The 25,877-nt window shown below is 35.0% G+C and carries 22 protein-coding genes; 17 read left to right on the forward strand and 5 right to left on the reverse strand.

Features of this window, described 5'->3' with window-relative positions; all coding sequences use genetic code 11:
* The 12 genes from GWR14_RS13800 to GWR14_RS13855 all read left to right on the forward strand — a co-directional run bounded on the left by GWR14_RS13800 (position 1) and on the right by GWR14_RS13855 (position 12,982).
* The gene (locus GWR14_RS13800) at positions 1–774 is read left to right on the forward strand and encodes a DUF4129 domain-containing protein (RefSeq protein WP_163409665.1); all 774 of its coding nucleotides are present in this window, start codon (positions 1–3) and stop codon (positions 772–774) included.
* Entirely contained in the window at positions 767–1,975 is a 1,209-nt protein-coding gene (locus tag GWR14_RS13805) for a DUF4350 domain-containing protein (protein WP_163409666.1), read from the forward strand. The genes GWR14_RS13800 and GWR14_RS13805 overlap by 8 nt, the downstream gene beginning before the upstream one ends.
* Positions 1,976–2,014: 39 nt before the next feature.
* Positions 2,015–3,028, forward strand: a complete 1,014-nt coding sequence (locus tag GWR14_RS13810; protein ID WP_163409667.1) for an AAA family ATPase — start codon at positions 2,015–2,017, stop codon at positions 3,026–3,028.
* Between the two features lie 70 nt (positions 3,029–3,098).
* Entirely contained in the window at positions 3,099–4,430 is a 1,332-nt protein-coding gene (locus GWR14_RS13815; RefSeq protein WP_163409668.1) for a DUF58 domain-containing protein, read from the forward strand.
* A 45-nt stretch (positions 4,431–4,475) separates the two neighbouring features.
* Positions 4,476–4,973 carry a hypothetical protein gene (locus GWR14_RS13820; protein ID WP_163409669.1) on the forward strand — a complete coding sequence of 166 codons (498 nt, stop codon included), beginning with the start codon at positions 4,476–4,478 and terminating at the stop codon, positions 4,971–4,973.
* Between the two features lie 90 nt (positions 4,974–5,063).
* Positions 5,064–5,852: a TrmH family RNA methyltransferase gene (locus tag GWR14_RS13825; RefSeq protein ID WP_163409670.1), complete on the forward strand. Its 789-nt coding sequence runs from the start codon at positions 5,064–5,066 to the stop codon at positions 5,850–5,852.
* Between the two features lie 372 nt (positions 5,853–6,224).
* On the forward strand, positions 6,225–8,444 hold the full coding sequence (locus GWR14_RS13830) for a RelA/SpoT family protein (protein ID WP_163409671.1): 2,220 nt from the start codon (positions 6,225–6,227) through the stop codon (positions 8,442–8,444).
* A gap of 88 nt (positions 8,445–8,532) precedes the next feature.
* Entirely contained in the window at positions 8,533–8,991 is a 459-nt protein-coding gene (locus GWR14_RS13835) for a Fur family transcriptional regulator (protein WP_029268726.1), read from the forward strand.
* A gap of 93 nt (positions 8,992–9,084) precedes the next feature.
* A complete protein-coding gene (locus tag GWR14_RS13840; RefSeq protein WP_163409672.1) occupies positions 9,085–10,356 on the forward strand; it encodes an adenylosuccinate synthase in 1,272 nt (423 codons plus the stop codon).
* Between the two features lie 50 nt (positions 10,357–10,406).
* Positions 10,407–10,991 carry an NUDIX domain-containing protein gene (locus GWR14_RS13845; protein ID WP_163409673.1) on the forward strand — a complete coding sequence of 195 codons (585 nt, stop codon included), beginning with the start codon at positions 10,407–10,409 and terminating at the stop codon, positions 10,989–10,991.
* Positions 10,992–11,051: 60 nt separating this feature from the next.
* Positions 11,052–11,996 carry an alpha/beta hydrolase gene (locus tag GWR14_RS13850; RefSeq protein WP_163409674.1) on the forward strand — a complete coding sequence of 315 codons (945 nt, stop codon included), beginning with the start codon at positions 11,052–11,054 and terminating at the stop codon, positions 11,994–11,996.
* A gap of 101 nt (positions 11,997–12,097) precedes the next feature.
* Complete coding sequence (locus tag GWR14_RS13855; RefSeq protein WP_163409675.1) at positions 12,098–12,982, forward strand: L,D-transpeptidase; 885 nt, start codon at positions 12,098–12,100, stop codon at positions 12,980–12,982.
* An 81-nt stretch (positions 12,983–13,063) separates the two neighbouring features.
* Here the strand turns inward: GWR14_RS13855 and guaB are convergent, their stop codons facing one another.
* From guaB to GWR14_RS13880, 5 genes are all read right to left on the reverse strand, one after another.
* Complete coding sequence (gene guaB, locus GWR14_RS13860) at positions 13,064–14,536, reverse strand: IMP dehydrogenase (protein ID WP_163409676.1); 1,473 nt, start codon at positions 14,534–14,536, stop codon at positions 13,064–13,066.
* Positions 14,537–14,715: 179 nt separating this feature from the next.
* A complete protein-coding gene (locus GWR14_RS13865; protein ID WP_163409677.1) occupies positions 14,716–16,116 on the reverse strand; it encodes a DUF5723 family protein in 1,401 nt (466 codons plus the stop codon).
* Between the two features lies 1 nt (position 16,117).
* Positions 16,118–16,675 (reverse strand): AccI family restriction endonuclease, encoded by a 558-nt coding sequence (locus tag GWR14_RS13870; protein ID WP_163409678.1) that lies wholly within the window; start codon positions 16,673–16,675, stop codon positions 16,118–16,120.
* An 84-nt stretch (positions 16,676–16,759) separates the two neighbouring features.
* Entirely contained in the window at positions 16,760–17,626 is an 867-nt protein-coding gene (locus GWR14_RS13875; RefSeq protein ID WP_163409679.1) for a hydroxymethylglutaryl-CoA lyase, read from the reverse strand.
* 85 nt (positions 17,627–17,711) lie between these two features.
* Positions 17,712–18,746 (reverse strand): quinone-dependent dihydroorotate dehydrogenase, encoded by a 1,035-nt coding sequence (locus GWR14_RS13880; protein WP_163409680.1) that lies wholly within the window; start codon positions 18,744–18,746, stop codon positions 17,712–17,714.
* Positions 18,747–19,055: 309 nt separating this feature from the next.
* On the opposite strand from GWR14_RS13880, the gene GWR14_RS13885 reads away from it, so the two are divergent.
* The 5 genes from GWR14_RS13885 (at position 19,056) to GWR14_RS13905 (ending at position 25,763) form a co-directional block, all read left to right on the forward strand.
* Positions 19,056–21,494, forward strand: coding sequence for an arylsulfatase (locus tag GWR14_RS13885; protein WP_163409681.1), 2,439 nt, complete (start codon positions 19,056–19,058; stop codon positions 21,492–21,494).
* Between the two features lie 96 nt (positions 21,495–21,590).
* Positions 21,591–22,169: a hypothetical protein gene (locus tag GWR14_RS13890; RefSeq protein ID WP_163409682.1), complete on the forward strand. Its 579-nt coding sequence runs from the start codon at positions 21,591–21,593 to the stop codon at positions 22,167–22,169.
* 38 nt (positions 22,170–22,207) lie between these two features.
* Positions 22,208–23,428, forward strand: a complete 1,221-nt coding sequence (locus GWR14_RS13895; RefSeq protein WP_163409683.1) for an OprO/OprP family phosphate-selective porin — start codon at positions 22,208–22,210, stop codon at positions 23,426–23,428.
* An 85-nt stretch (positions 23,429–23,513) separates the two neighbouring features.
* Positions 23,514–24,518 carry a DUF6515 family protein gene (locus GWR14_RS13900; RefSeq protein ID WP_163409684.1) on the forward strand — a complete coding sequence of 335 codons (1,005 nt, stop codon included), beginning with the start codon at positions 23,514–23,516 and terminating at the stop codon, positions 24,516–24,518.
* A gap of 105 nt (positions 24,519–24,623) precedes the next feature.
* Positions 24,624–25,763, forward strand: coding sequence for a formylglycine-generating enzyme family protein (locus tag GWR14_RS13905; protein ID WP_163409685.1), 1,140 nt, complete (start codon positions 24,624–24,626; stop codon positions 25,761–25,763).
* The last annotated feature ends 114 nt before the right edge of the window (positions 25,764–25,877 follow it).

Raw genomic sequence — 25,877 nt, forward strand, 5'->3', positions numbered from 1 at the left:
ATGAATAGATTATTACTTATTTTATCTTTTATTCTGTGCTGCAATATCCTGAATGCACAGGATACTTTGGTTAAATCCGAACCTACTAAAGTTGCCCCGATAAAATATACAGAAGCCGATATTTCTGTCGATTCGGACACTATTGAAGCCAAATCATTTCAGAAAAATTTCAAAAAAGAATATACCGACAGTGATTTTGTGTATGAGCAAAAAAAAGCAGAAAAAAATTGGTGGGATCATTTTAAAGAATGGCTGGCTGGCATTTTTGATGAAATGTTCACTTTTAAAGATCCACAGGCTTCACTCAATTTTGTAGCAGTTTTATTAAAAGTATTAGCTATCCTGATTGTCGTTTTCGTAATTTATTTAATCGTAAAAGCTTTGATTGCAAAAGAAGGACAATGGATTTTCAGTAAAGAGGCAAAACAGAAAATAGTTCATTATACTGATGCTGAAAAAAACATCCACCTTCTGGATTTCGAAAAACTGATAAAAGAAAGTATAGAGGCCGGAGAGAAAAGAGTTGCAATACGATACTATTATCTTTGGTTGTTGAAGATTATGGCAAAAAATCATTATATCGAATGGGATATTGAAAAAACGAATACAGATTATTTGTACGAAATTAAAAGTCCTGTTCATAAAGAAGAATTCACCTACCTGTCCTACTTATACAATTATATTTGGTATGGCGAATTTGAAATTGATGAAACTTCTTTCTTAAAAGTCGAAAACCAATTTAAAAAATCCCTAAAAACCTTTAACCATGGGTAAATCGATCAAAGTTTATATCGCTATACTGGTTTTGGTTTTTGCCTTAATTTTAATAGCAGGCAGCAATTCTCCAAAAAGAATTGACTGGACTCCAACTTATTCGGTAAACGATAAAATTCCGCTTGGGTTATATGTTTTCGATAAAGAAATTAACGGTCTTTTAAAAAAGCAAAAACTTGAAAGAGTTTCTGCCCTGACACCTTATGAATTTTTAGATTCTAAATATGTCCCTGACACTGTAGTTGGAACTTACAAAATAAAAGGAACTTTCCTTAACATCACAGAATTTGCTTCCATTGACGAGCAGTCCATGAAAGAGCTTTTTTATTTTGTTTCGCATGGAAATAGTGCCTTCCTGAGCATGAAAACCTTTCCTCAATTGTTGTTAGACAGCTTAAAAGTTGATTTCAGAACCGATTTCCAGTATTCTGACAGTACTAAAATATGGCTGGCTAATAAAAATGTAAGCCACAAAAAATTCCATCTTATTGAAGGGATGGGTAATTATTATTTTTCAAAAATTGATACTTTAAACACTACTGTTTTAGGATATCAGGCCAATAAGGAAAATCAAAAACACATCAATTTCATAAAAGTTCCATATGCAAACGGATACTTTTATTTACATACACAGCCTGCTGCTTTTTCTAATTTTCACTTATTAAAAGACGATCACTATCAATATGCACAAAGTGTTCTTTCTTATATTCCGAAAGGCGATGTTTACTGGTACACAAAAGGACAAAACAGCGAATCGATTTCTGATTCTCCATTACGCTACATTTTAAGCCAGCCTCCGTTGGAATCGGCATTGTATTTATCTTTAATCGGGATACTGATTTTTATTCTTTTTAATGCGAAACGAAAACAAAGGATTGTACCAATACTAAAACCTTTACCGAACCTAACGGTTGATTTTACCAAAACCATTGGAAATTTATACTACCAGGAAGGTGATCATGATAATATTATTGACAAAAAAATCATTTATTTCCTGGAAAGAATCCGAAATGAATATTTGATGGATACTTCAAAACTGGATGACGATTTCATTAAAAAACTGCATCATAAATCCGGAAAAGATGAAAATGACATCAGGGAACTTGTATTTTTAATCAATGAATATCGAAAAAGTTATCACGGAAGCCTTGAAGAAGATTTAATCAAAATCAATAATGCAATAGAGAAAGTTTTACATTAATATTTTTAACTGAAATACATCAAAGAAAACATACCAAACATGGACGATATCAATACAACAGAAACTGAAATCACGAACGAAAATGTGAATTTTGAAACAAGGCTAAATTTAGCGCCGCTTTTAGATCATGTTAATACTATCAAAAACGAAATTGAAACAGTAATTGTAGGTCAGCACAAAATGATCGATCAGCTTTTGGTAGCAATTTTATCAAACGGACACGTTTTACTGGAAGGTGTTCCCGGAGTTGCTAAAACGATTACTGCCAAGTTATTAGCAAAAACGCTAAATATAGGCTTTAGCCGAATTCAGTTTACACCGGATTTAATGCCATCAGATATTTTAGGAACTTCTATTTTTAATTTAAAAAGTTCAGAATTTGAATTTAAGCAAGGACCTATTTTTTCTAATCTGATTCTAATTGATGAGATCAATCGTGCTCCTGCCAAAACTCAGGCAGCTCTTTTTGAGGTAATGGAAGAACGTCAGATTACTATTGATGGTTCAGCCTATCAGCTTGAAACTCCGTTTTTGGTTATCGCTACACAAAATCCAATAGAACAGGAAGGTACTTATCGTTTGCCAGAAGCCCAATTGGACCGTTTTTTATTCAAAATTTCGATTGATTATCCAAAATTAGATGAAGAAATCCTAATTATTCAGAGAGAGCATTTACTACAGGATCACGGAAAATTAGAAGCTATCAAAACGATTCTTTCTGCCGAAGACATCAAAGGTTATCAAACTTTAATAAAACAAATTAGAGTTGAGCAAAATTTACTGGAATACATTGCCCGAATTGTAGTAAATACAAGAGAGAATGCCTTTTTATATTTAGGAGCTTCACCTCGTGCCTCAATCGCTATTCTGAATGCAGCTAAAGGTTTTGCAGCTATTCGAGGTCGTGATTTCGTAACTCCTGAAGATATTAAAGAAGCTGCTGTTCCGGTTTTACAACATCGCGTAATTGTAGCTCCTGAACGTGAAATGGAAGGAATTACAAGCTCTGAAATCATCAAACAGATTATTGAAACTGTCGAAATTCCGAGGTAATAAAAAGTTATGGGTTATAAGTTTGAGGCTAAGAGATAACCGATAACTTTAAACTTTAAACAAATAAACAATGAAATTCATAAAAAGTCTATATCTCAACAACTTCTTTTTCTATGTGCTTTTAGGTATCATAGCACTGTTTGTTTGCGCTTTTATTTTTCCTGTTTTATACAACGGAGTATGGTTTCTTGTCCTGATTTTAATCACTTTTCTGGCGCTTGACCTCCTGATTTTGTATATTGCCAGAACCGGAATTGAAGCTTCGAGGGACATGCCTGAAAAACTCTCCAATGGTGATTTAAACCCGATAAATATTTCGGTCAAAAATCATTATACTTTCCCAATTTCAATTAAAATTATTGATGAAATTCCGTTTCAGTTTCAGGTACGTGATTTTAAAATAGTGAGAACCGTTAAAGCTTCTGGCGAGGATAAAATCACATACGATTTACGCCCGACAAAACGTGGAGAATACTATTTTGGAAACTTAAATATTTACGTTTCTTCTCCTTTGAAACTGATTTCAAGAAGATTTACTTTCGATAAAGACAAGATGGTCCCTACGTATCCGTCTTATATTCAATTAAGAAAGTATGATTTACTGGCCTTTTCAAATAATTTGTTCCAATATGGAATCAAAAAAATCCGACGTATTGGGCATACGATGGAGTTTGAGCAAATTAAAGAATATGTTCAGGGCGACGATCTTCGAACTTTAAACTGGAAAGCTACAGCCAAGAAAAACGCCTTGATGGTCAATCAGTTTCAGGACGAAAAATCACAGTCGGTTTATTTAGCCATTGACAAAGGACGTGTTATGCAAATGCCTTTTAATGGTTTGAGCCTATTGGATTATGCTATAAATTCGACTTTGGTCTTGGCTAATGTGATTCTGAAAAAGCAGGACAAAGCCGGGATTTTTGCCTTCTCTAAAAAAGTAGAAAACAGAGTTTTTGCCGAAAAAAGAGGCTCACAGATGCAAAAAATCCTTGAAACCTTATACAACATCAAAACCGATTTTTTTGAAAGTGATTACAGCCGTTTGTATGTAGATATCAAGAAAAACATCAACCAGCGAAGCCTGATTATTTTGTATACGAATTTTGAAACCATGGACGGATTGAATCGCCAGTTACCATATTTAAAAGGAATTGCGAAAAGTCATTTATTGGTTGTCGTTTTCTTCACCAATACTGAACTAAACGAAATCATCAACAAAAAAACCGAATCAGTTCAGGAAGTCTACGACAAAGTAATCGCCGAAAAATTCATGTTTGAAAAACGTCTTATTGCGAATGAACTAAAAAAATACGGAATACATTCGGTTCTGACTCAGCCTGAGAATCTGACTCTGGATGCTATTAATAAATATTTAGAGATTAAGTCGAGAGGGATTTTGTAGCCAGATTGTAAGATGAGAGTTATAAAATGTGACATGTAAATTGATATGAAAATATTAAAAAAAGAAATTATTTGGCCAGTAGCTTTACTAATCATCAGCTACTTAATTTATAATCCTGATCTGTCTTTCAATTCAAATAATAAATCTACAATAGATATAAATATTCACGATACCTATTTTGTGATAGAATCGCTTAATATTCTTTTTTTGATTATAGCCGTTCTATTTTTTATCGTTTACTTAGTTCGTACAATAGCTTCACGATTAAAGAATAACATTATCAACGGAATGTTCCTATTTTCAAATATATTAATGATTATAGTGGTGGCATATATAATTAAGATAACAAGACTACTTATCGTAGAAGCAGGATGGACAATTTATCCACCTCCTTCCGCTAATATACAAATACATGAAGATAACAGTATGAAAAATATTTTTCGCATCGCCATAGGTATACAAATCTTCTTAGTTATAACTCTAATTCTGGTAGCAGTAAAAACTGCAATAAATATTAAAAAGACAAAAGCATCTAAAATTTAATCTCAACAGAAAAATCTCTATAATTCTGAGCTATTCCTTTTTCAAAAAATCTCAGTACCTTAGCGCCTCAGAATCTTAGTCGCTCAAAAAATGAAACAAATCACTTCAGTGCAAAATCCGCTTATAAAATCGCTTGTTTTATTACAGGAAAAAGCAAAAGCCCGCAAACAAACCAGCACATTTTTGATTGAAGGATTACGTGAAATTTCATTAGCTCAAAAAGGCGGATACGAAATAGAAACCGTTTTATTTTTACCTGAACTGGTTACCGAAAATCAAATTAACAAACTCGTTTCATCATCGATTCAGCGAATCGAAATCAACAAAGAAGTCTATCAAAAACTGGCTTATCGCGATACGACAGAAGGAATTTTGGCTGTAGCCAAAACCAAATCACTGCAATTATCAGATTTAAAGTTATCCGAAAACCCATTGATTCTGGTAGCCGAAGCTCCTGAAAAACCAGGAAATATTGGAGCGCTTTTACGTACTGCCGATGCCGCTAATCTGGATGCTGTTTTAATTGCAAACCCAAAAAGCGATTTATACAACCCAAATATAGTACGCTCAAGTGTTGGATGTTTGTTTACCAATCAGATTGCAACCGGAAGCACATCGGAAATCATTGCCTTTCTGAAAGAGAAAAAAATTGATTTTTACTGTGCAACTTTACAAAATTCAACTTCTTATCATACACAAAATTTCACTACTCCCACTGCGTTGGTTGTAGGAACTGAAGCTACAGGGCTAACTCAGGAATGGCGTGATGCTGCAACACAAAACATCATTATTCCGATGCAGGGCGAAATTGACAGCATGAATGTATCTGTAGCTGCTGCTATTTTAATTTTTGAAGCTAAAAGACAAAGAGGGTTTTAGTTGTTAGTTGTTAGTTGTTAGTTGTTAGTTGTTAGTTGTTAGTTGTTAGTTGTTAGTTGTTAGTTGTTAGTTGTTAGTTGTTAGTTGTTAGTTGTTAGTTGTTAGTTGTTAGTTGTTAGTTGTTAGTTGTTAGTTGTTAGTTGTTAGTTGAAATTAAACGCCTGCAACTTTGCTTTTCTGTTTCCAAACAATTTTTATAAGATTTTTATAAACTTTCAGAATAAAACTAAGCGAAATTGAAATTCTTTGTCCCACTCGATTTACATCTAAATTTACCTTCTAAAACTTAAATTTTAAAATCCAAAATCAGCAATCCATTCCCTTGCGTATATTTAAACAAATTCATATTTTTAAGGATTGAACCATGCCGTTATGACAGAAATAGATATTGAAAAAGAAAACAAAGCAATTGCACAAGAGTACAAAGAATTACTTCGAATCAGTTACCAAACTTTAACACCAGCCGATAAAAAACTAATTCGAAAAGCCTTTGACGTGGCTGTCGATGCCCATAAAGAACAAAGACGTAAATCTGGTGAAGCTTATATCTTTCATCCTATTGCAGTTGCGAAAATTGTAGCTTCCGAAATTGGTTTGGGAGCCACCTCTATTGCTGCGGCCTTATTGCACGATGTTGTCGAAGATACACCGATAACTGTTGAAGATATTGAGCGCTTATTTAACCCAAAAGTAGCGCAATTAGTCGAAGGACTAACAAAAATATCGATGGTTCAAAAAGATTTGAATGCCTCCATGCAGGCAGAGAATTTCCGTAAAATGATCCTGACTTTGAACGACGATGTTCGTGTTATTCTGATCAAATTAGCCGATCGTTTGCACAATATGCAGACAATGGAATCGATGGTCGAGTATAAACAAACCAAAATCGCTTCTGAAACTTTATATATTTACGCTCCTCTTGCACATCGTCTGGGGCTTTACAACATCAAAACCAAATTAGAAGATTTAGGGCTAAAATATACTGAACCGGCTATTTATGATGATATTGTAAGCAAAATAAGGGAGACAAAAGAAGAACAGGATGCTTATATCAAAGACATTTCGGATGTTTTAAAAAAATCTTTAGATGCTGAAAATATTGATTACATCATAAAAGGCCGTCCAAAATCTATTTATTCAATTCGTCGAAAAATGCGTGCCCAAAACGTAAGCTTTGATGAAGTTTACGACAAATTTGCGCTTAGAATTGTCTATAAATGTGATTCTCATGATGAAAAATTTATTGCATGGAAAATCTATTCCATCGTTACAGACCATTACAGACCCAGCCCTAGCCGTCTGCGCGACTGGATTTCGTCACCTAAGTCAACAGGATATGAAGCCTTACACATAACTGTTATGGGACCAAAAGGTCGTTGGGTCGAAGTACAGGTTCGAAGTGAGCGAATGGATGAAATTGCCGAAAAAGGATATGCTGCACATTACAAATACAAAAACGGAGCATCTGAAGAAAGTGGTCTTGACACCTGGCTGAACCTGCTTCGTGAAGCTTTAGAAAATCCGGAAACCAATGCGGTTGATTTTGTAGAAGATTTCAAAATGAATTTGTATTCGAAAGAAATCTTCGTTTTTACCCCAAAAGGAGAAATCAAATCGCTGCCAAAAGGGGCAACCTCTCTTGATTTTGCTTTCAGTATTCACTCTGAAATCGGAATTAAAACTCGCGGAACCCGTGTGAATGGTCGTCTGGTTCCTTTGAATCATGAATTAAAAAGCGGTGACCAGGTTGAAGTAATTACATCAGCAAGTCAAAAACCAACAGTAAACTGGCTGGATTATGTAACGACTTCGAGAGCTAAAAATAAAATCAAAAATGTTCTTAACGAGAATACAAAAAAAATAGCCGAAGAAGGGAAAGAATTACTTACCAGAAAATTAAGACATTTAAAAGTTAATCTTAACGAACAAGTTACAAACGAATTAGTTAACTTCTTTAAATTAAAAACAAGTTTAGATTTATTTTATCGTGTTGGAATCGGTGCTATCGAAAATCAGCAATTAAAAGATTACGCAGCACAAAAGAGCAATACTTTTATCAATTTCTTTAAAAACAAAATTAAAAGAAGTAAAGACACTGCTGCCGAAGATATTCATAAACCTGTAATTAGCAGTAATTACGACATGTTGGTTTTTGGAACTGAACATGACAAACTGGATTACAAACTTTCGCAATGCTGTAATCCAATCCCCGGGGATGATGTTTTTGGTTTTGTAACGATAAACGAAGGAATAAAAGTACATAAAAAAGATTGTCCAAATGCCATTGGAATGCAATCAAACTACGCATATCGCATCATGAGTGCCAAATGGATTGATTCTTCACAGGAAGAGTTTAAAGCTATTATCAATATTACAGGAATGGACGTTTTAGGACTTACCAATCAGCTTACAAAAGTAATTTCAAACAACATGAGTGTAAATATCCAAAGTATTTCACTTAGTACCGATGCCGGGATTTTTCACGGTCAGGTTGCCGTAATTGTAAAAAATAATGCGATTTTGAAAAAAATGATCAATGCCATTAAAAAAATTGATGGAGTTGATAAAGTAACAAGAGAATACAGAACCTAACTTTTTAACGAGTCTATAGGGGTTTTATAACTAAACTTTAAACCCGAAACTTTTATTGATTAAAAATAAAAAATTATCTTTGCCGGATATGACACTCATTTCAACTGACAACACTAGAAATCAAGAAATTGTAAAAAATGTTTTTACAATGTATCTTGAACAAAAAGGGCATCGCAAAACTCCTGAGCGTTATGCTATACTTCAGGAAATTTACGACAGCGAGGAACATTTTGACATAGAAAACCTATATATCAAAATGAAAAACAAAAACTATCGTGTGAGCAGAGCTACATTATACAACACGATTGAGTTATTGTTAGACTGCGCATTGGTGAGAAAACATCAATTTGGGCAAAATCAGGCCTACTACGAAAAATCATATTTTGACAAACAGCACGATCACATCATTATGACAGATTCTGGTGAGGTTATTGAGTTTTGTGACCCAAGGATTCAGACCATCAAAAAAACAATCGAGGAAATATTTGATATTGAGATTACCAATCACTCTCTTTATTTCTACGGTAATAAAAAGCAAAAACAATAATCCGGAAAGGAATATTCAGAAAATAAAAAAAAGAAAATTAACTACATTAATCAGTAGGGCAACAAGGATTGCCTCAACGCAAATTAAAACAGAATGACCGTAGATTTATTACTAGGATTACAATGGGGAGACGAAGGTAAAGGAAAAATTGTTGACGTTCTTACCTCAAATTATGATATTATTGCACGTTTTCAGGGAGGACCAAATGCAGGACATACATTAGAATTTGATGGAATTAAACACGTACTTAGAACTATTCCTTCCGGAATTTTCCACAAAAACTCAGTAAATATCATCGGAAATGGAGTTGTAATTGACCCGGTAGTTTTTCAAAAAGAAATCGAAGGTTTAGAAAAATTCAACCTAGATATCAAAAGTAAATTAATCATTTCCCGAAAAGCTCACTTAATTTTACCTACGCACCGTTTACTTGACGCTGCTTCTGAAGCATCTAAAGGAAAAGCTAAAATTGGTTCTACTCTTAAAGGAATTGGACCAACTTATATGGACAAAACGGGTAGAAATGGTTTACGTGTTGGAGATATTGAATTAGAAGATTTTAAAGAGCGTTACAGATCATTGGCAGACAAACACGAAGCGATGATTGCTTTTTATGACGTTAACATTCAATACAACTTAGCAGAGCTAGAAAAAGAATTCTTTGAAGCTATCGAAGAATTAAAAAAATTAGATTTCATTGACAGTGAGGAATACATGCACCAGGCTCAAAAAGCAGGTAAATCAATTCTTTGCGAAGGAGCTCAGGGATCTTTGTTAGATGTTGATTTCGGAACTTATCCTTTCGTAACTTCATCAAACACTACTGCTGCCGGAGCTTGTACAGGTTTAGGAATTGCTCCAAACAAAATCAAAGAGGTTTACGGAATTTTTAAAGCTTACGTTACACGTGTAGGAAGCGGTCCTTTCCCAACTGAACTTTTTGACGAAGTGGGTGCGACAATGGCAAGAGTGGGTAACGAATTTGGTTCTGTAACAGGAAGACAAAGACGTTGCGGATGGTTAGACTTAGTAGCTCTGAAATATGCTGTTCAGGTTAACGGGGTTACTCAGTTAATGATGATGAAAGGGGATGTACTTTCTGGTTTTGAAACTTTAAAAGTATGTACAGAGTACAACTACAAAGGACAAAACATTTCTCACTTCCCTTATAATATTGAACCGGAAAATGTTACTCCGGTTTACAAAGAGTTTAAAGGATGGAAGCAAGATTTAACTGGATTAACAACTTACGATCAATTGCCAGTTGAGCTAAAAGAATATATCGAGTTTATTGAAAAAGAAATCGAAGTGCCAATCAAAATTGTATCGGTTGGACCAGACAGAAAACAAACAATAACAAAATAATACACTTAAACGCTCTGATAATCAGAGCGTTTTTTTTGAATACTACAATCATGAGAAAAAATCCAGAAATCGAAATTAAAGAAACTAAGTTATTATCAGACAATTGGTATATTTTAAACCGAGTTTCTTTTAGTTATAAAAAAGAAAGTGGAGAAGCCGAAATACACAAACGTGAAGTTTATGACCGTGGTAATGGCGCCGGAATCTTATTATACAATTCAACCCAAAAAACAGTCATTCTAACACGTCAGTTTCGTTTACCAACTTTCCTTAACGGAAATAAAGATGGAATGATGATCGAAGTTTGTGCCGGGCTTTTAGACAAAGACAATGCTGAACAGGCCATAATTCGAGAAACCGAAGAAGAAACGGGGTATCGTTTAAGTAAAGTGCAAAAAGTTATAGAAACCTATATGTCTCCCGGATCAGTAACCGAGATTTTATATCTTTTTATCGGTGAATATGACGAAAGCATGAAAGTAAGTGAAGGCGGTGGACTGGATGCCGAACAGGAAAACATAGAAGTTTTAGAATTTACTTTTAACGAAGCTTACGCCATGATTGAATCAGGCGAAATTACAGATGCAAAAACTATTATGCTGTTGCAGCATGCTAAAATAAAAGGGTTGATTTAAGATTGTTTTTATTATTTTAGATTTGGAGTAACTATAACCAAACCCGAAATTAAAAACTAAATGAAATTATTCAAAAACTGGAGAAATTACATAAAAGCAATTCTATTCATTTTTATACTGATGAATATGATTGCTTTTTTTCATGCTTACAAGTTTACTCATTTTACAGAAGACAAATCTGAAAAAACTAAAAGTCCTGAGAAATTATCATCGCTTGAAAAAATAAAAACATTATGCTTTGGAGTAAACAATCCTAAGCCACAGGGTAGCCAATTTCCTTCTCAGCAATACATAACTTTAAAATTAAAGAGCAATAAAGAAATTGAATGCTGGTTAATCAAAACACCTAATTCTAAAGGCACAGTCATACTATTTCATGGCTATAACTCAGAGAAATCTTCTATGATTCAAAAATCAGATGAGTTTATAAAATTAGGTTACAGCACAATGCTTGTTGATTTTATGGGAAGTGGAAATTCAGAAGGAAATCAGACTACAATTGGTTATAAAGAAGCTGAAGAAGTAAAAACAACATTTGATTATTTACAAAAATCAGGTGAAGAAAACATTTATCTCTTTGGAACTTCAATGGGAGCTGTTGCTATTATGAAATGTATTAATGATTCTAAAATCGAACCAAGAGGAATCATAATTGAATGCCCGTTTGGTTCAATGTATCAAACAGTCTGTGCCAGATTTAAAAAGATGAATGCCCCAACATTTCCTATGGCCGGAATTTTACTTTTTTGGGGTGGGATTCAAAATGGGTTCTGGGGATTTAGTCATAATCCTTCAGAGTACGCAAAAAAAATCAACTGTCCGGTTTTATTACTTTACGGAGAAAATGATAAAAGTGTAAGTAGAAAAGAAATAGATACGATTTATAAAAACTTAAAAGGATTAAAAAAAATAAGTATTTACAAAAGTACTGGTCATGAAAACTATCTAATTAAAAATAAAGATCAATGGATAGAAGATATAAAAAGATTTCTATCTTCATTTTAAACCTAAAAAAACAAATGAAAATCCCGAAACCTATTCAAAAAATTATGTAAGCTCTTTTCGCTTGATGATTTATAACTTTATTTTCATAAAATTTATCAGCTATGAAAAAGTTATATTATTCAGCAAATGCCCTACTTATATTGATACTGGTTTTATTAGTTTCCTGCAAAAAAAACGATACGATAAAACTAACTGAAAATACTAAACCTAAAAAAACAATTGAATACAAGAAACCAAAATCAATTTCTTATCAGATTGAGAATACCAAAGACTGGCTTAAAACAAATGAAACTGACAGTAGTAAACTTGACATTGTTTACGCTTTAAACCGAACTGATAAAACCAATTTCAAAAAACTGGATTCGATAGTGATTCCTAAAGATTTCAGCGGTGATTTGGTTTATTACCTTCCATTCCCATTACATGTAAAAGCTTTAGAAGAAGTATCTAAAATTATTATTTTCTCCTATCCTACTCAGACTTTTGCTGCTTATGAAAATGGAGAATTGGTTCGTACAGGCCCAACAAATATGGGAAGAAAGGCAGATCCAACACCAACCGGATTATTTTTCACCAACTGGAAAGCAGAAAAAACAACCAGTACTTTTAATGATGAATGGGAACTTAAATGGAATTTCAATATTGAAAACAAAAAAGGAGTTGGTTTCCACCAATATGAATTACCTGGTTATCCCGCTTCACATTCCTGCTTACGTTTATTAGAAAAAGACGCCAAATATCTCTATAAATTCGCTGACGAATGGATATTGAAAGACAAAGAAAATGTAAAAGTAAAAGGAACTCCGGTAATTGTTTTCGGAAGTTATGATTTTGATGGTCCTAAACCGTGGCTTCAATTACCAACTAACCCTACGACTTTGAATATTTCTGAAGCTGAAATTGAAAAACAGACAAAGCTTTATATTCCGCAGATTTTAGAAAATCAAACTTTAAGAGAAACAGAGAAAATGACAACCTCGCTTTAAAAATTAGAATACTCTAATTCAAAACTAAAAAAGGCGTAAGATTTAAACTCTTACGCCTTTTGTTATACTAAAAAATTAAAATTATCTAGAATAATTTGGAGCTTCTTTTGTAATTGTTACGTTGTGTGGATGACTTTCAGTGATTCCGCTTGATGTGATTCTAACAAAACGTCCTGTTTCCTGTAAAGTTGGAATATCTTTTGAACCACAGTATCCCATTCCCGCACGAAGACCTCCGATGAACTGAAGCATGCTTTCGTTTAATTCACCTTTGTAAGGTACGCGACCTACAATTCCTTCCGGAACTAATTTTTTAACATCGTCTTCAACATCCTGAAAATAACGGTCTTTAGAACCCGTCTGCATTGCTTCAACAGATCCCATTCCGCGGTATGATTTGAATTTTCTTCCTTCAAAAATAATAGTTTCTCCAGGAGACTCTTTTGTTCCTGCTAATAATGATCCAAGCATTACACAGTCAGCACCAGCAGCGATTGCCTTAGGAATATCTCCTGTATAACGAATTCCGCCATCAGCAATAACCGGAACTCCTGTTCCTTTAATTGCAGCAGCAACTTCTAAAACTGCTGAAAATTGAGGAAAACCAACACCGGCAACGATACGTGTCGTACAGATAGAACCAGGTCCTATTCCTACTTTTACACCATCTGCCCCGCTTTCTACTAAATATTTTGCAGCTTCAGGAGTTGCGATGTTTCCAACAATTACGTCTATTTGAGGGAATTTTGATTTTACTTCTTTTAAAACATTTACCACACCTTCTGTATGTCCGTGTGCTGTATCGATAATAATAGCATCTACGCCTGCAGCAACTAATGCACCTGCTCTTTCTACAGCATCTCCTGTAACTCCAATAGCGGCGGCAACTCTTAAACGTCCAAATGAATCTTTATTAGCAATTGGTTTTTGAGTAAGTTTTGTAATATCTCTAAAAGTAATCAAACCAACTAATTCGTTTTTAGCATTTACAACCGGTAATTTTTCAATTTTATGTCCTTGTAAAACTACTTCGGCTTGTTCCAATGAAGTTCCTTCGGCAACAGTAACAAGATTAGTACTTGTCATAACCTCAGCAATTGGTCTTGAACTATTTTTTTCGAAACGCAAGTCGCGGTTAGTAACAATTCCTTTTAAGATTCTGTTTTCGTCAACGATTGGAATACCTCCAATTCCGAATTCTTTCATCGCTGCTTTTGCATCTGCAATTGTAGAAGTCATTGGTAATGTTACCGGATCTAAAATCATTCCGGCTTCGGCACGCTTCACTTTTCTAACCTTCGCCGCTTGCTGCTCGATGGTCATATTTTTATGTAAAACTCCAATTCCACCTTCCTGAGCCATAGCAATTGCCATTGCACTTTCGGTTACTGTATCCATAGCAGCAGATACGATTGGAACGTTTAATGTTATATTTTTTGAGAATTTTGATTTGATACTCACTTCACGTGGAAGCACATTCGAGTAGTTAGGTACTAATAATACATCATCGTAAGTTAAACCTTCGCCGATGATCTTGGAGTTGTGTGCTATCATGTTGCAATTTGTAGTTGAATTGCGTGCAAATATAGTGAATAAATTGGAAACTTGTTCATTAACTTATTCAGATTTTTTTTGACTCCATCAATTTCAGTAATTCAATTTCAATGACAATAGCAAAAAGCAATATCAATGTTAATATTAAATTCCAAAATTTTAAATTCAAATTCCAAAAGTTAATCGGAATCCTGAAGAACGAAATTAACTCCTAACTGAAATGCCATACTATTGGCTTTGGTGATGTCACTATACTCTAATACATTGTCGACAAGCAGGTACATGTTTACCTTTCCTAATGTTCCTGCCACTCCCAAACCTATATTTGTATAGGAAAACGAATCGGCTGTATAAGTTGTTTTGAGTTCTAATTTTCGAAAAAGTCGTCGTTTATAAAAAGCCGTAAAGGCAACAAAAGGACCTTTTGGCATGGTCATGGCGAAAAACTGCGCACCGATTGCATTTACATATAATCTCTCGCTAGGCGTTTTACAGCTGCATTCATCATCCTCAAATCGGGATTCCCCAAACGAATATTCAACAGAAGTATTAAATTTTACAGGCCGCCAGGTTGTGTATTTACTATAAAGCGTATCGCGAGGAATTGCTTTATCAAAGTCATCCAAGACATTTTCGGGTTCATCTGTAAACTCAAAACTCGGATTTACACCATTGTATTCATAACTACCTTTGTAAGTAAGTGTTTCAATATCTTTTGTGTGTCTGATAAAACCAACATCTATAATGCTTGCCGTAAACTGGAGATTTTTTTTGTAATAATATGTAAATCCGGCATCAAATCCCAGTCCAAGGCTTCCATTAAAAAATGTATTATGAATAAGGTCATCAGTTATGTTTCCATCATATTCATCTTTAGTAAAAGAAGCAAGTCCGGATGTCTGCAATTCTAAGTTGGAAGAAATGTACTGATAATAGATATTTTCATCAGCTGTTCCGTTGGTTGTATAAATAAATCCGGAATTTTTAGTCGAATTGGCATTGGCTCCACTGGAATACAATTTAATTCGTCCGCCTAGTACAAATTTTTCATTCATCTTTTTATGAAATCCAATATGAAAAACTGAAAGTATTTCGGCACGTAAATTTATATCTCCCAAATCAAAAGATTTTCCGATATAATCCCGATTACCATCAAGAGCTAAAATCGCCATATCTTTCGGAACATACATTAAAAAATCAAATTCCTGATATCCTCCGAAAGAAAGATACGACCTGCTCCCTTCTCCTCCAATCCTGAACCCACCGGAAAACAATTCTAACTGCTGATTGGTATATATCTTGTCTTTGCCGGATGATTTATTGACTACGTTTCTTACTTTATCATTAAAATCGACTCCGTTATCTGCAAAAAGATCATAGGCTGAAAAACTGCTGGATCCTACATTTGCTGAAATCCCTGAGAGAACCGGAATCCCGAAAAAATATTTATACGAAACATCTGCGCCAGGATTTACAAGCAGTGACTGTGGAATCGAAGTAAAATTATACAGGATTTGTTTGTTTTGAGAAAAACAAATATTGTGGGCAAGGGCTAATAGAAATACATATATCTTTTTCATATTACTCCTCTATTTCTATGTCAAAATTTAGTGTAGCTGCTGATCGGAGTTTTAAATTTCCCGGACTGTTTTCTGTTAATGGAGGGCCAGCTTCCATAGTTACCACAAAACCTATTTTTTGTAATCTTTTCAGGTTTGCCAAACGCTGGTTTTCGAAAACTTCGGTAAAATTAAAAACACTATTCCCGCCTGAATAAGCAGGAATATCAAAATTTAATGTTTCTATAGTGTTGTTTTGTCCATCGATAAGCAATAAATCAATTTTATAAGCCCTTTTAATTGTGTTTGTTATCTCAAAATTAAACTCGGTCTTTATAAGATCCTCTCGCATTAGCGAGTTTCGGAACGGATTAAAATCCTGACTGTCAAATGCAATACTATGCTCATTTCCGTCATCCACAAAAGCATGTGCCGCAATATCAAAATAGGTTAGATTAGCTACTACAACCGGCTCAAGTTTTAAATCATTAACCTGATCAAAATCTAAATCACTTGAACAGGAAAAAATCAGGAATATCAAAACAAGGAATTTTGCATATATATTTATGGCTGGTTTCATAACTAAAAAACTTTAAGTTATCAAAAAAACAACAACACCTAAAAACCACTTATTGTGACAGTTATAGTAAATATACAAAAAATCTTAATGAAATTGACCGAATAATTTTGAAGCTTCGTTGTAAGCACTTTCAAAGCTTAAAGAGTTTAAACCGGTAGTTCTTTTTTGAGATGTGAAATAAGACAGAAGTTTTTCTGTAGGCATATTTCCGGTTAGTTTATCTGTTGCCATCGGACAACCTCCAAATCCCTGAATTGCACCGTCAAAACGTGTACAGCCTGCTTTGTGTGCAGCATCAATTTTTTCGAACCAGCTGTTGGGTGTTGTATGAAGATGTGCCCCAAACTCTATTTGAGGATATTTTGGAATTAAATTAGAAAAAAGATAGGTTATTACTTCCGGCGTTGAACTCCCAACTGTATCAGAAAGCGATAAGATTCTGACACCCATTTCAGATAATCTTTCTGTCCATTCGCTCACGATTTCAACATTCCACGGATCCCCGTATGGATTTCCGAATCCCATGGAAAGATAAGTTACTACCTCTTTGTTTTTTTTGTCTGCAATTTCAAAAATTTCCTGAAGAGTAATTAAAGACTGAGCAATAGTTTTATGAGTATTTCGCATCTGAAAATTCTCAGAAATCGAAAAAGGAAATCCTAAATACTGAATAACTTCTTGTTCTGCCGCAGCCTCTGCACCTTGTGTATTGGCTATGATTGCCAAAAGTTTGCTTGTTGTCTGAGATAAATCAAGCTGTGACAAAACCTCAGCGGTATCCTGCATTTGCGGAATAACCCTCGGAGACACAAAACTTCCAAAATCAATCGTATCAAAACCCACTCTAAGTAAAGCCTGCAGATACGAAATTTTATTTTTAGTCGGAATAAAAGTTTTGATACCCTGCATGGCATCGCGTGGACATTCTATAATTTTGATCTCTTTGTTCAAAGCTTACTTCTTTAGCAAATGCTAAGTTAGTTTGTTTTTTAAAGAAATAAAAATAAGTCTTTCCTCAATTGTACAAACACTTCTTTTACAGCTGTTGTAAAACTTTTTTATTAATTGCTTTTATCAATGCCGGACCTTCATAAATAAATCCGGTATACAATTGAACCAAACTTGCTCCTGCATTCAATTTTTCTATAGCATCGTCTGCAGAATGAATTCCTCCTACCCCAATAATCGGGAATGCTTTGTTGCTTTTTTCAGAAAGAAAACGGATTACTTCAGTTGAACGTCTAGTTAATGGTTTTCCGGACAAACCTCCTGTTTCTGTTTTATTGGCAGATAACAAACCATCTCTTGAAATTGTTGTATTTGTAGCAATTACACCTGCAATTTGGGTAGTTTTTACAATATCAATAATATCCAACAATTGTTCATCTGTCAAGTCAGGAGCTATTTTTAAAAGAATTGGTTTTACTTTTTGAGTACTTGTTTTTTGCTTTTCCACATTTCTGTTTTGTAATGTCTGAAGCAAAGCGGTCAAAGGTTCTTTATCCTGTAAAGCTCTTAAATTTGGAGTATTTGGTGAGCTTACATTCACGACGAAATAATCTACGTGATCAAATAGCGCATCAAAACAAATGATGTAATCCTTAACTGCATCTTCATTATCTGTCACTTTATTTTTTCCGATATTTCCGCCAATCAAAACACCTGAATTCTTCTTCAAACGTTCGACAGCTTCCAAAACTCCGCCATTATTAAATCCCATTCGGTTAATAATAGCCTGATCTTCTTTTAACCTGAATAAACGTTTTTTAGGGTTTCCTTCCTGCCCGACCGGCGTTACAGTTCCGATTTCGATAAAGCCAAAACCAAAATCTCCAAGTTCTTTATATAGTTTGGCATCCTTATCGAATCCCGCTGCAAGTCCTACCGGGTTTTTGAATTTAATTCCAAAAACTTCTCTTTCTAATCGAGTGTCTTTTACTTCGTAAATTGATTTGATAATTGATGTAACTCCCGGAATTTTTGAAATGAATTTTACAAATGAAAAAGTAAAGTAATGCACTTCTTCAGGATCAAAACAAAAAAGTATCGGACGAATTATCAATTTATACATAAGAGTGTGTTGTTATTTTTTTGGATGCAAATTTAAATATTAAACTTGAAATTGAATCTTTTTTATAAAAAACAAATAATTTGAATTTTGTTCAATAATACACTTCAGCTTCAAAAAAAATGATTCAAATAGTATAATGCAACAAATTTGTTTCAAAAAAACAGTTTTTTCAGGTTGCAAATTATAAAATGAAACATCTTAGAGTCTGGTTTTAACTTCTTTTACTTTTTTTATTATCTAATTTTGAGACACTTGAGTTTTATTCAATATAGTTATCCCATTCAAGCACTTAATCAAATCCTGATAATTATGAAAAACAACACTAAATTAAATTTTAAGAAATTTTTCTTGATTTTATTTTTATTACTGTCTATTGGATCAGTTTCAAAAGTAGCCGCACAGGCAGATCCACGAGAGGTCAGAAAAGAAAACTTTCATGGAGTCATAGAACTTGATATAAGAAAATCCAAAGCCGATTGGAAGCCATACACTCTAAAATCTGCTCCAGAAGGCGCTCCCAACGTATTATTCATTCTGTACGATGACACAGGACAGGCTGCATGGTCACCTTATGGAGGAGGAATAAATATGCCTACATTGCAAAAATTAGCCGATAACGGACTTATCTATACCCAATGGCATACAACCGCTTTGTGTTCGCCAACCCGTTCTACTTTATTAACAGGACGTAATCATCACTTAAATGGTATGTCGTCAATCACCGAAACTGCTGATGGATACCCAGGTGCAAATGCAAGAATACCAAAACAATGTGCAACCATTGGGCAAGTATTGCAGGAAGCTGGGTGGAGTACTTTCTGGATAGGTAAAAATCATAATGTACCGGAACAAGACGTATCTTCCGGAGGATCCAGATCACAATGGCCGACACAAATGGGATTTGACCGTTTCTATGGATTTCTCGGAGGCGAAACTAACCAATGGTATCCTGATTTAACTGAGGACAATCATTTTATTGAACAACCTTATAGTCCGGAAGAAGGCTATCATTTATCTAAAGATTTAGCAGATAAAGCTATTGAATACATTAAAGACCAAAAAGCAACCAACCCTTCCAAACCTTGGTACATGTGGTATTGTCCTGGTGCAAATCACGCTCCGCATCATGCCCCTGAAGAATATATTGCTAAATATAAAGGGAAATTTGATACTGGTTATGATGCGTATCGCGAATGGGTTTTACCCCGAATGATCGCTAAAGGAATTTTGCCGAAAGACACTAAAAACACGCCTTTAAACTTTTTACCTCCAAATATTTCAAATCCGGCAGATTATGTAAAACCCTGGAATAAATTAAGTGCTGACGAAAAAAAATTATTTTCTAAACTAGCTGAAGTTTATGCCGGTTTCTCAGAATATACCGATGCACAAGTAGGCCGTGTAATTGAATATTTAGAAAAAACAGGTCAATTAGAAAATACTGTTGTCATCTATGCTGCTGACAATGGTGCTTCTGGAGAAGGTTCAACATCGGGTTCTGTAAACGAAAATAAATTTTTTAACGGATATCCTGATGACCTTGCTGAAAATTTAAAATACTTGGATAAATTAGGAGGACCTGACACCTACGAACATTATCCAACCGGTTGGGCTGCAGGTTTTACCGGACCTTATAAAACATTCAAACGCTACAGTAATTATTCAGGCGGAACTTGTGATCCATTGGTAATTTCATGGAAGAAAGGAATAAAAGCCAGAGGTGAAGTTCGTAATCAATACCACCATTCTACCGATATTGCTCCTACTATCTTGGATATTTGCGGTGTTCAGATGCCTAAAGAATTTAATGGTGTAGGACAATACCCGCTTTCAGGTGTATCTATGCGCTACTCTTTTGATGCACAGGCCAACGCACCAACACAAAAACACACCCAATATTATACTATGCTGGGAACCCGTGCTATTTGGAAAGATGGGTGGAAAGCAGTTGCTGTACATGCCCCATTAACAGGAAAAGGTAATTTTGATAAAGATGAATGGGAATTATACAATACAGATGTTGACCGTTCAGAATCTAATAACCTCGCTAAAAAAAATCCGGAAAAATTAAAAGAATTAATACAAGTCTGGTTTGATGAAGCTGATAAAAATTTAGTTTTACCGTTAGATGACCGTTCTGCAATGGAATTGTTAAGTACCGAGCGTCCATCTCAGGAAAAACCAAAAACGCGTTATGTATATTATCCTGGCACATCTGCTGTTCCTGAAGGTGTAGCAGTAAATGTTCGAGGCCGTTCTTATAAAATTGTGGGTGATGTTGATATTAAATCCGGAGCTTCAGGAGTAATCTTTGCACACGGTTCTCGCTTTGGCGGACACTCCTTATTCATTAAAGACAACAAATTACACTACGTTTATAATTTCTTAGGTATTCAACCCGAACAATCTTTTGTTTCTTCTTCAACTTTAACTCCCGGAAAACATGCACTAGGCTTTGAATTTGTTAGAGAAAGTACCGGTAAAAATGGAGAGCAAATAGGCAAAGGACATTTATATATAGACGGCAAAGAAGTAGCTCAAGGCCCTATGAAAACTCAGCCTGGTAAATTTACACTTTCAGGAGACGGACTTTGTGTAGGTTTTGATAGCGGTGATGCTGTGAGTAGTCAATACAAAACACCGGGAACCTTTAAAGGAGGCGAAATATTAGGCGTAGGAATTGATGTAAGCGAACAAAGCTACGAAGACCTTAATAAAGAGGCTGCCAGAGCATTAAAACGTGAATAGTTTAATAAAAAAACAAACTAAAGAGGTATTTATAACTGAAAAGGTGAATAAAATACCTCTTTTTTATTAAAGATTGTATAAAAAAACTAAATCAAAATGTCTAGTACCCATCATCTTAAAAAAACATTTTTTCTGATAGCCATTTTTTATCTAATCATTCAAAACAAAATTACCGCTCAGGAAAAAGAAGAGGCTGCTTTTAGTCCACATCATCAAATCGGTATTTCTATAAATCATGTTCATGTTTTTGAGGGTCGTGATGAGGAAGGAAATCGCAAAACTTTAACGCTTCCAGCCTGGGGATTAGATTATACTTTTCAGTTTCATGAAAATTGGGCTATTGGTCTCCATACCGATTTTATAATTGAAAAATTTAAAGTCGAAAAAAATCTGGAAGGCGGAGATGACAAAGAAACCGTAGAAAGAAGCTATCCAATCGCTCCTGCACTAATGGGTATTTACAAACCAAATGAATCATGGAGCTTTCTTTTGGGTTTTGGTGGTGAATTTGCTAAAGAAGAAGATTTTTTCCTAACCCGTGCTGGAGTAGAATATGGTTACGAACTTCCAAAAGGCTGGGAAATTTTCGGCACTGCAAGTTATGATTTTAAATGGAATGCTTATGACAGCTGGGGAATTGGTTTAGGAATTGCCAAAAACTTTGGAGGAAAATAATTGGATCAAGAAAATACATTTTATAAACGGATAACATTATGTACATCAAAAATAAAATTTATTGCGCTTTTAAAAATCTACTCTTGATCTTCCTTTTGTCTTTTGGTTTAAAAAGTATTGCCCAGCAAGAAAAAGATACGACCAAACTAATGAATGTCCGATACGGGAGCAAAGGAATTGAACTGGAAACCCGAGACAAGAAATTCCTGTTTCAATTGCAAAGCAGACTTCAGTTTCGATTTTCAACACCTTATGATACAGATCCGTTAACTTATGACGATTATGGTCAGGATGCTAAAACTACTTTTAAAATAAATCGGGCCAGGCTAAAAGTTGGTGGTCATGCTTTTGAACCCTGGTTAAAATATTATTGGGAATATGAATTAAGTCAGTCCAATTTACTTGATTTTAGAATCATGATTGAAAAATGGGAATGGCTGAGTTTTAAAGTTGGACAATGGAAAACAGAATTCACCCGGGAACGTTTTATTAGCAGCGGTGAACAGCAAATGGTTGAACGATCTCTTATTAACCGGCCATTTACAGTAGACAGAGAGTTAGGTGCTGAAGTTTACGGTCATTTAAAAGGAAAAGGAATTGCCGATTTTAATTATTGGTTTGCAGCCCTGACAGGAACAGGACGTGGAAGCACGTCTAATGACGATAATCATTTAATGTATTTTGGAAGAGCACAATGGAATTTCTTAGGAAGGTTCCTGGATTTTGAAGGTTGTGATCTGGAATTTCATGAAAAACCAACTCCTATTATTGCCTTTTCTGCGATTACAAATCGAAGCCCTTATACTCGTTTTTCACAAGCGGGCGGAGGTTCACTTGACGGATTTGAAGATGGTTTGCCTGGTCAGTACAGAGTAAATCAATGGAATTTGGAAACCGCTTTTATGTATCGCGGTTTTTCATGGCAGAGCGAATGGCATAACAAAGAAATCATCGACAAAATAAACAATAATGACACCACTATTATGAAAGGATACTATGTTCAGGCTGGATATTTCTTTCACAATGCTTTTGAATGGTGGCCAAAAGATTTAGAAATGGCAGGAAGACATGCAGCCTATCGTCCTGATAATTCGGTAAGAGAGAACCTTCAGGAAGAAACAACAATAGCATTTAACTGGTTTTTCAAAGGACATAAAAACAAACTTACCTCAGAGGTATCCTATTTTAGTTTTCAGGACAAAACCCTGCCTTTAGAACAAGGATGGCGCTTTAGAATACAATGGGACATTTCGTTATAACCTATAAATACATTAACTCGAAATATAGTTAAATTTTACAAGAAAGATCTTTTTTTAATAACTTTATAAAACTAAAACACTAAAAATGAAAAACATAACAACTACAATACAAAAAACTGCATTGATGTGTTTAGCCGTATCATTTTCTTTGATTTCGATTGACAGCTTTGCACAGCGTGGCCGTGGAGGTTTTCACGGAGCAGGAGGCGGTGGAGGCGTACACAAAACCAGTGGCGCATCTCCGGCAAGACAAACTCGAGAAGCAAGACCTGTAAGACCAGCCACACAGACCAGACCGACAGTAAATCAGTCTGCATCCCGACCGAAAACTAACAATAGTGCGACCAAAATAAACAGGCCCTCTAGTACTTCTAACACAAAAATCAATAATAAAAACACCGCTAATAACAGAAATAAAAATTCAGGGAACAGAATCAATAATTCGGGTAACAAAAACACCAAAATAAGCGGTAATACAGTTAATAGAAACAGAAACAATGTCAATATTAACGTTAACAACAGTGTCCATGTCCGTAACAATCGCAATACAATTGTGAGACCAGGTCCCAGACCTTATGTTCGCCCTCCTTATATACATGGTGGCTACAGATATAATTGCTATCACCCTTATTATCCGCGTCCTTACAGACCATTTTATTGGGGACCGGTTTGGCATCCATGGGGCTTTTTTGTAGCAACTCTGGCAACTACAGCTATTATTGTTAGTGTTGAAAATAACAAATATCATTATGATCAGGGAGTTTGGTATACCTCTACAAGCGGAGGTTACACTGCTGTTCCTGCACCTGTTGGCGGCACAGTAAATAACATTCCAAGTGGTGCAGAGACCGTCAACACAGGAACTGTTAATAATTATTATTACGGAGGAACATATTATGAAAAAGATGGAGGCAAGTATACCGTAGTCGCTCCAACAGCCGGAACAATCGTTGATAATTTACCCGAAGGCGGTGAAGAAGTAACAATTGGTGATGCAAAATATGTAAAGTTTGGCGAAACCTATTACCAGCCAGTACAAGTTGATGGAAAGGATAAATATGAAGTTGTTTCGGTTGAAAAAGAGAGTTAAAAAAAATTACTCTATAAATTCTATAAAATAAATAGAGTAATTTAATCTTATTTTTATAATTTTATCACCCTATTGACAACCACAATTCGCTTAAAAATTATTACAATGAAAAACAAAACATTTTGGATTTTCGGCATACTTACAATCTCCATTATTTCAATCGCATTTGGATATACAAAATTAGTTCATACACCTAAAAAAGAAGTCGTGGTACAAGAATGCCATGAAACACCTGACACAACCGAGGCAAATGCATTTAAACCAACTATTGAGAACAAAAACAAACCTGCAGGAAAGGCTCCAAAAGGCATGGTCTGGATTCCGGGTGGCGAATTTTCGATGGGATCAAATGTTGAAGACGAAAGCTTATGCAGTATAAAAGGGGTTACAAAAGACGCAGCCCCAATTCATCGTGTGTATGTTGATGGTTATTATATGGATGAAACCGAAGTAACCAATGAAGAATTTGAAAAATTTGTAAAAGCAACAGGTTATGTAACAGTGGCTGAACAAAAACCCACGAAAGAGGAATTTCCAACGGCAAGCGAAGAAGATTTAGTTACGGGTTCTGTTGTATTCACTCCGACCTCATCCGCAGTCAATCTGAATAATTTCCTGCAATGGTGGCGTTATGAACCGGGTGCAGACTGGAAACATCCGGAAGGACCTCAAAGTTCTATTAAAGGAAAAGAAAAATATCCGGTAGTTCATGTAGTGTACGAAGATGCTGAAGCCTACGCAAAATGGGCAGGAAAGAGACTTCCAACGGAAGCAGAATGGGAATTTGCTGCAAGAGGCGGTAAAACCGGTAATCTTTATGCATGGGGAAATAATTTAAAACCTAACGGGAAATTTCAGGCCAATATTTATCAGGGGCATTTTCCTATCAAAGATGGTGATACCGGTGAAGATGGATTTAAAGGGATTGCACCAACAAAACAATATGCTCCAAACGCATACGGTTTGTATGATATCGCCGGAAATGTATGGGAGTGGGTACACGACTGGTACAGTGTAGAATATTACAAATCATTAGCCGAAAGTGGCAAAGTAACCAAAAATCCGCAAGGACCAGATGCTTATTATGACCCAAACGATCCTTCTGAAGTAAAACGTGTACACCGTGGCGGTTCATTTTTATGTACCGATCAATATTGCACCCGATACATGGTTGGAACCAGAGGAAAAGGCGAAATCAGATCAGCTGCTAATCACGTAGGTTTTAGATGCGTAAAAAGTAAATAATAAACTTAAAAACGCCAGGAGGGATTCTTTACAGAGTCCCTTTTTTTATTAATTCAGATATTGAAAACTAAATTTTACGGCAGATTTTTTTTCTATATTTGCTAAAAATTCGAA

This window comes from Flavobacterium ajazii (assembly GCF_010614725.1).
Taxonomy (GTDB): domain Bacteria; phylum Bacteroidota; class Bacteroidia; order Flavobacteriales; family Flavobacteriaceae; genus Flavobacterium; species Flavobacterium ajazii.

Coding starts and splice junctions, on each gene's coding strand:
- GWR14_RS13815 (WP_163409668.1), top strand. CDS start 3,099: ATGAAATTCATAAAAAGTCTATATCTCAACAACTTCTTTTTCTATGTG.
- GWR14_RS13885 (WP_163409681.1), top strand. CDS start 19,056: ATGAAAAACAACACTAAATTAAATTTTAAGAAATTTTTCTTGATTTTA.
- GWR14_RS13835 (WP_029268726.1), top strand. CDS start 8,533: ATGACACTCATTTCAACTGACAACACTAGAAATCAAGAAATTGTAAAA.
- GWR14_RS13825 (WP_163409670.1), top strand. CDS start 5,064: ATGAAACAAATCACTTCAGTGCAAAATCCGCTTATAAAATCGCTTGTT.
- GWR14_RS13855 (WP_163409675.1), top strand. CDS start 12,098: ATGAAAAAGTTATATTATTCAGCAAATGCCCTACTTATATTGATACTG.
- GWR14_RS13800 (WP_163409665.1), top strand. CDS start 1: ATGAATAGATTATTACTTATTTTATCTTTTATTCTGTGCTGCAATATC.
- GWR14_RS13805 (WP_163409666.1), top strand. CDS start 767: ATGGGTAAATCGATCAAAGTTTATATCGCTATACTGGTTTTGGTTTTT.
- guaB (WP_163409676.1), bottom strand. CDS start 14,536: ATGATAGCACACAACTCCAAGATCATCGGCGAAGGTTTAACTTACGAT.
- GWR14_RS13900 (WP_163409684.1), top strand. CDS start 23,514: ATGAAAAACATAACAACTACAATACAAAAAACTGCATTGATGTGTTTA.
- GWR14_RS13830 (WP_163409671.1), top strand. CDS start 6,225: ATGACAGAAATAGATATTGAAAAAGAAAACAAAGCAATTGCACAAGAG.
- GWR14_RS13840 (WP_163409672.1), top strand. CDS start 9,085: ATGACCGTAGATTTATTACTAGGATTACAATGGGGAGACGAAGGTAAA.
- GWR14_RS13820 (WP_163409669.1), top strand. CDS start 4,476: ATGAAAATATTAAAAAAAGAAATTATTTGGCCAGTAGCTTTACTAATC.
- GWR14_RS13870 (WP_163409678.1), bottom strand. CDS start 16,675: ATGAAACCAGCCATAAATATATATGCAAAATTCCTTGTTTTGATATTC.
- GWR14_RS13905 (WP_163409685.1), top strand. CDS start 24,624: ATGAAAAACAAAACATTTTGGATTTTCGGCATACTTACAATCTCCATT.
- GWR14_RS13865 (WP_163409677.1), bottom strand. CDS start 16,116: ATGAAAAAGATATATGTATTTCTATTAGCCCTTGCCCACAATATTTGT.
- GWR14_RS13850 (WP_163409674.1), top strand. CDS start 11,052: ATGAAATTATTCAAAAACTGGAGAAATTACATAAAAGCAATTCTATTC.
- GWR14_RS13810 (WP_163409667.1), top strand. CDS start 2,015: ATGGACGATATCAATACAACAGAAACTGAAATCACGAACGAAAATGTG.
- GWR14_RS13895 (WP_163409683.1), top strand. CDS start 22,208: ATGTACATCAAAAATAAAATTTATTGCGCTTTTAAAAATCTACTCTTG.
- GWR14_RS13890 (WP_163409682.1), top strand. CDS start 21,591: ATGTCTAGTACCCATCATCTTAAAAAAACATTTTTTCTGATAGCCATT.
- GWR14_RS13880 (WP_163409680.1), bottom strand. CDS start 18,746: ATGTATAAATTGATAATTCGTCCGATACTTTTTTGTTTTGATCCTGAA.
- GWR14_RS13845 (WP_163409673.1), top strand. CDS start 10,407: ATGAGAAAAAATCCAGAAATCGAAATTAAAGAAACTAAGTTATTATCA.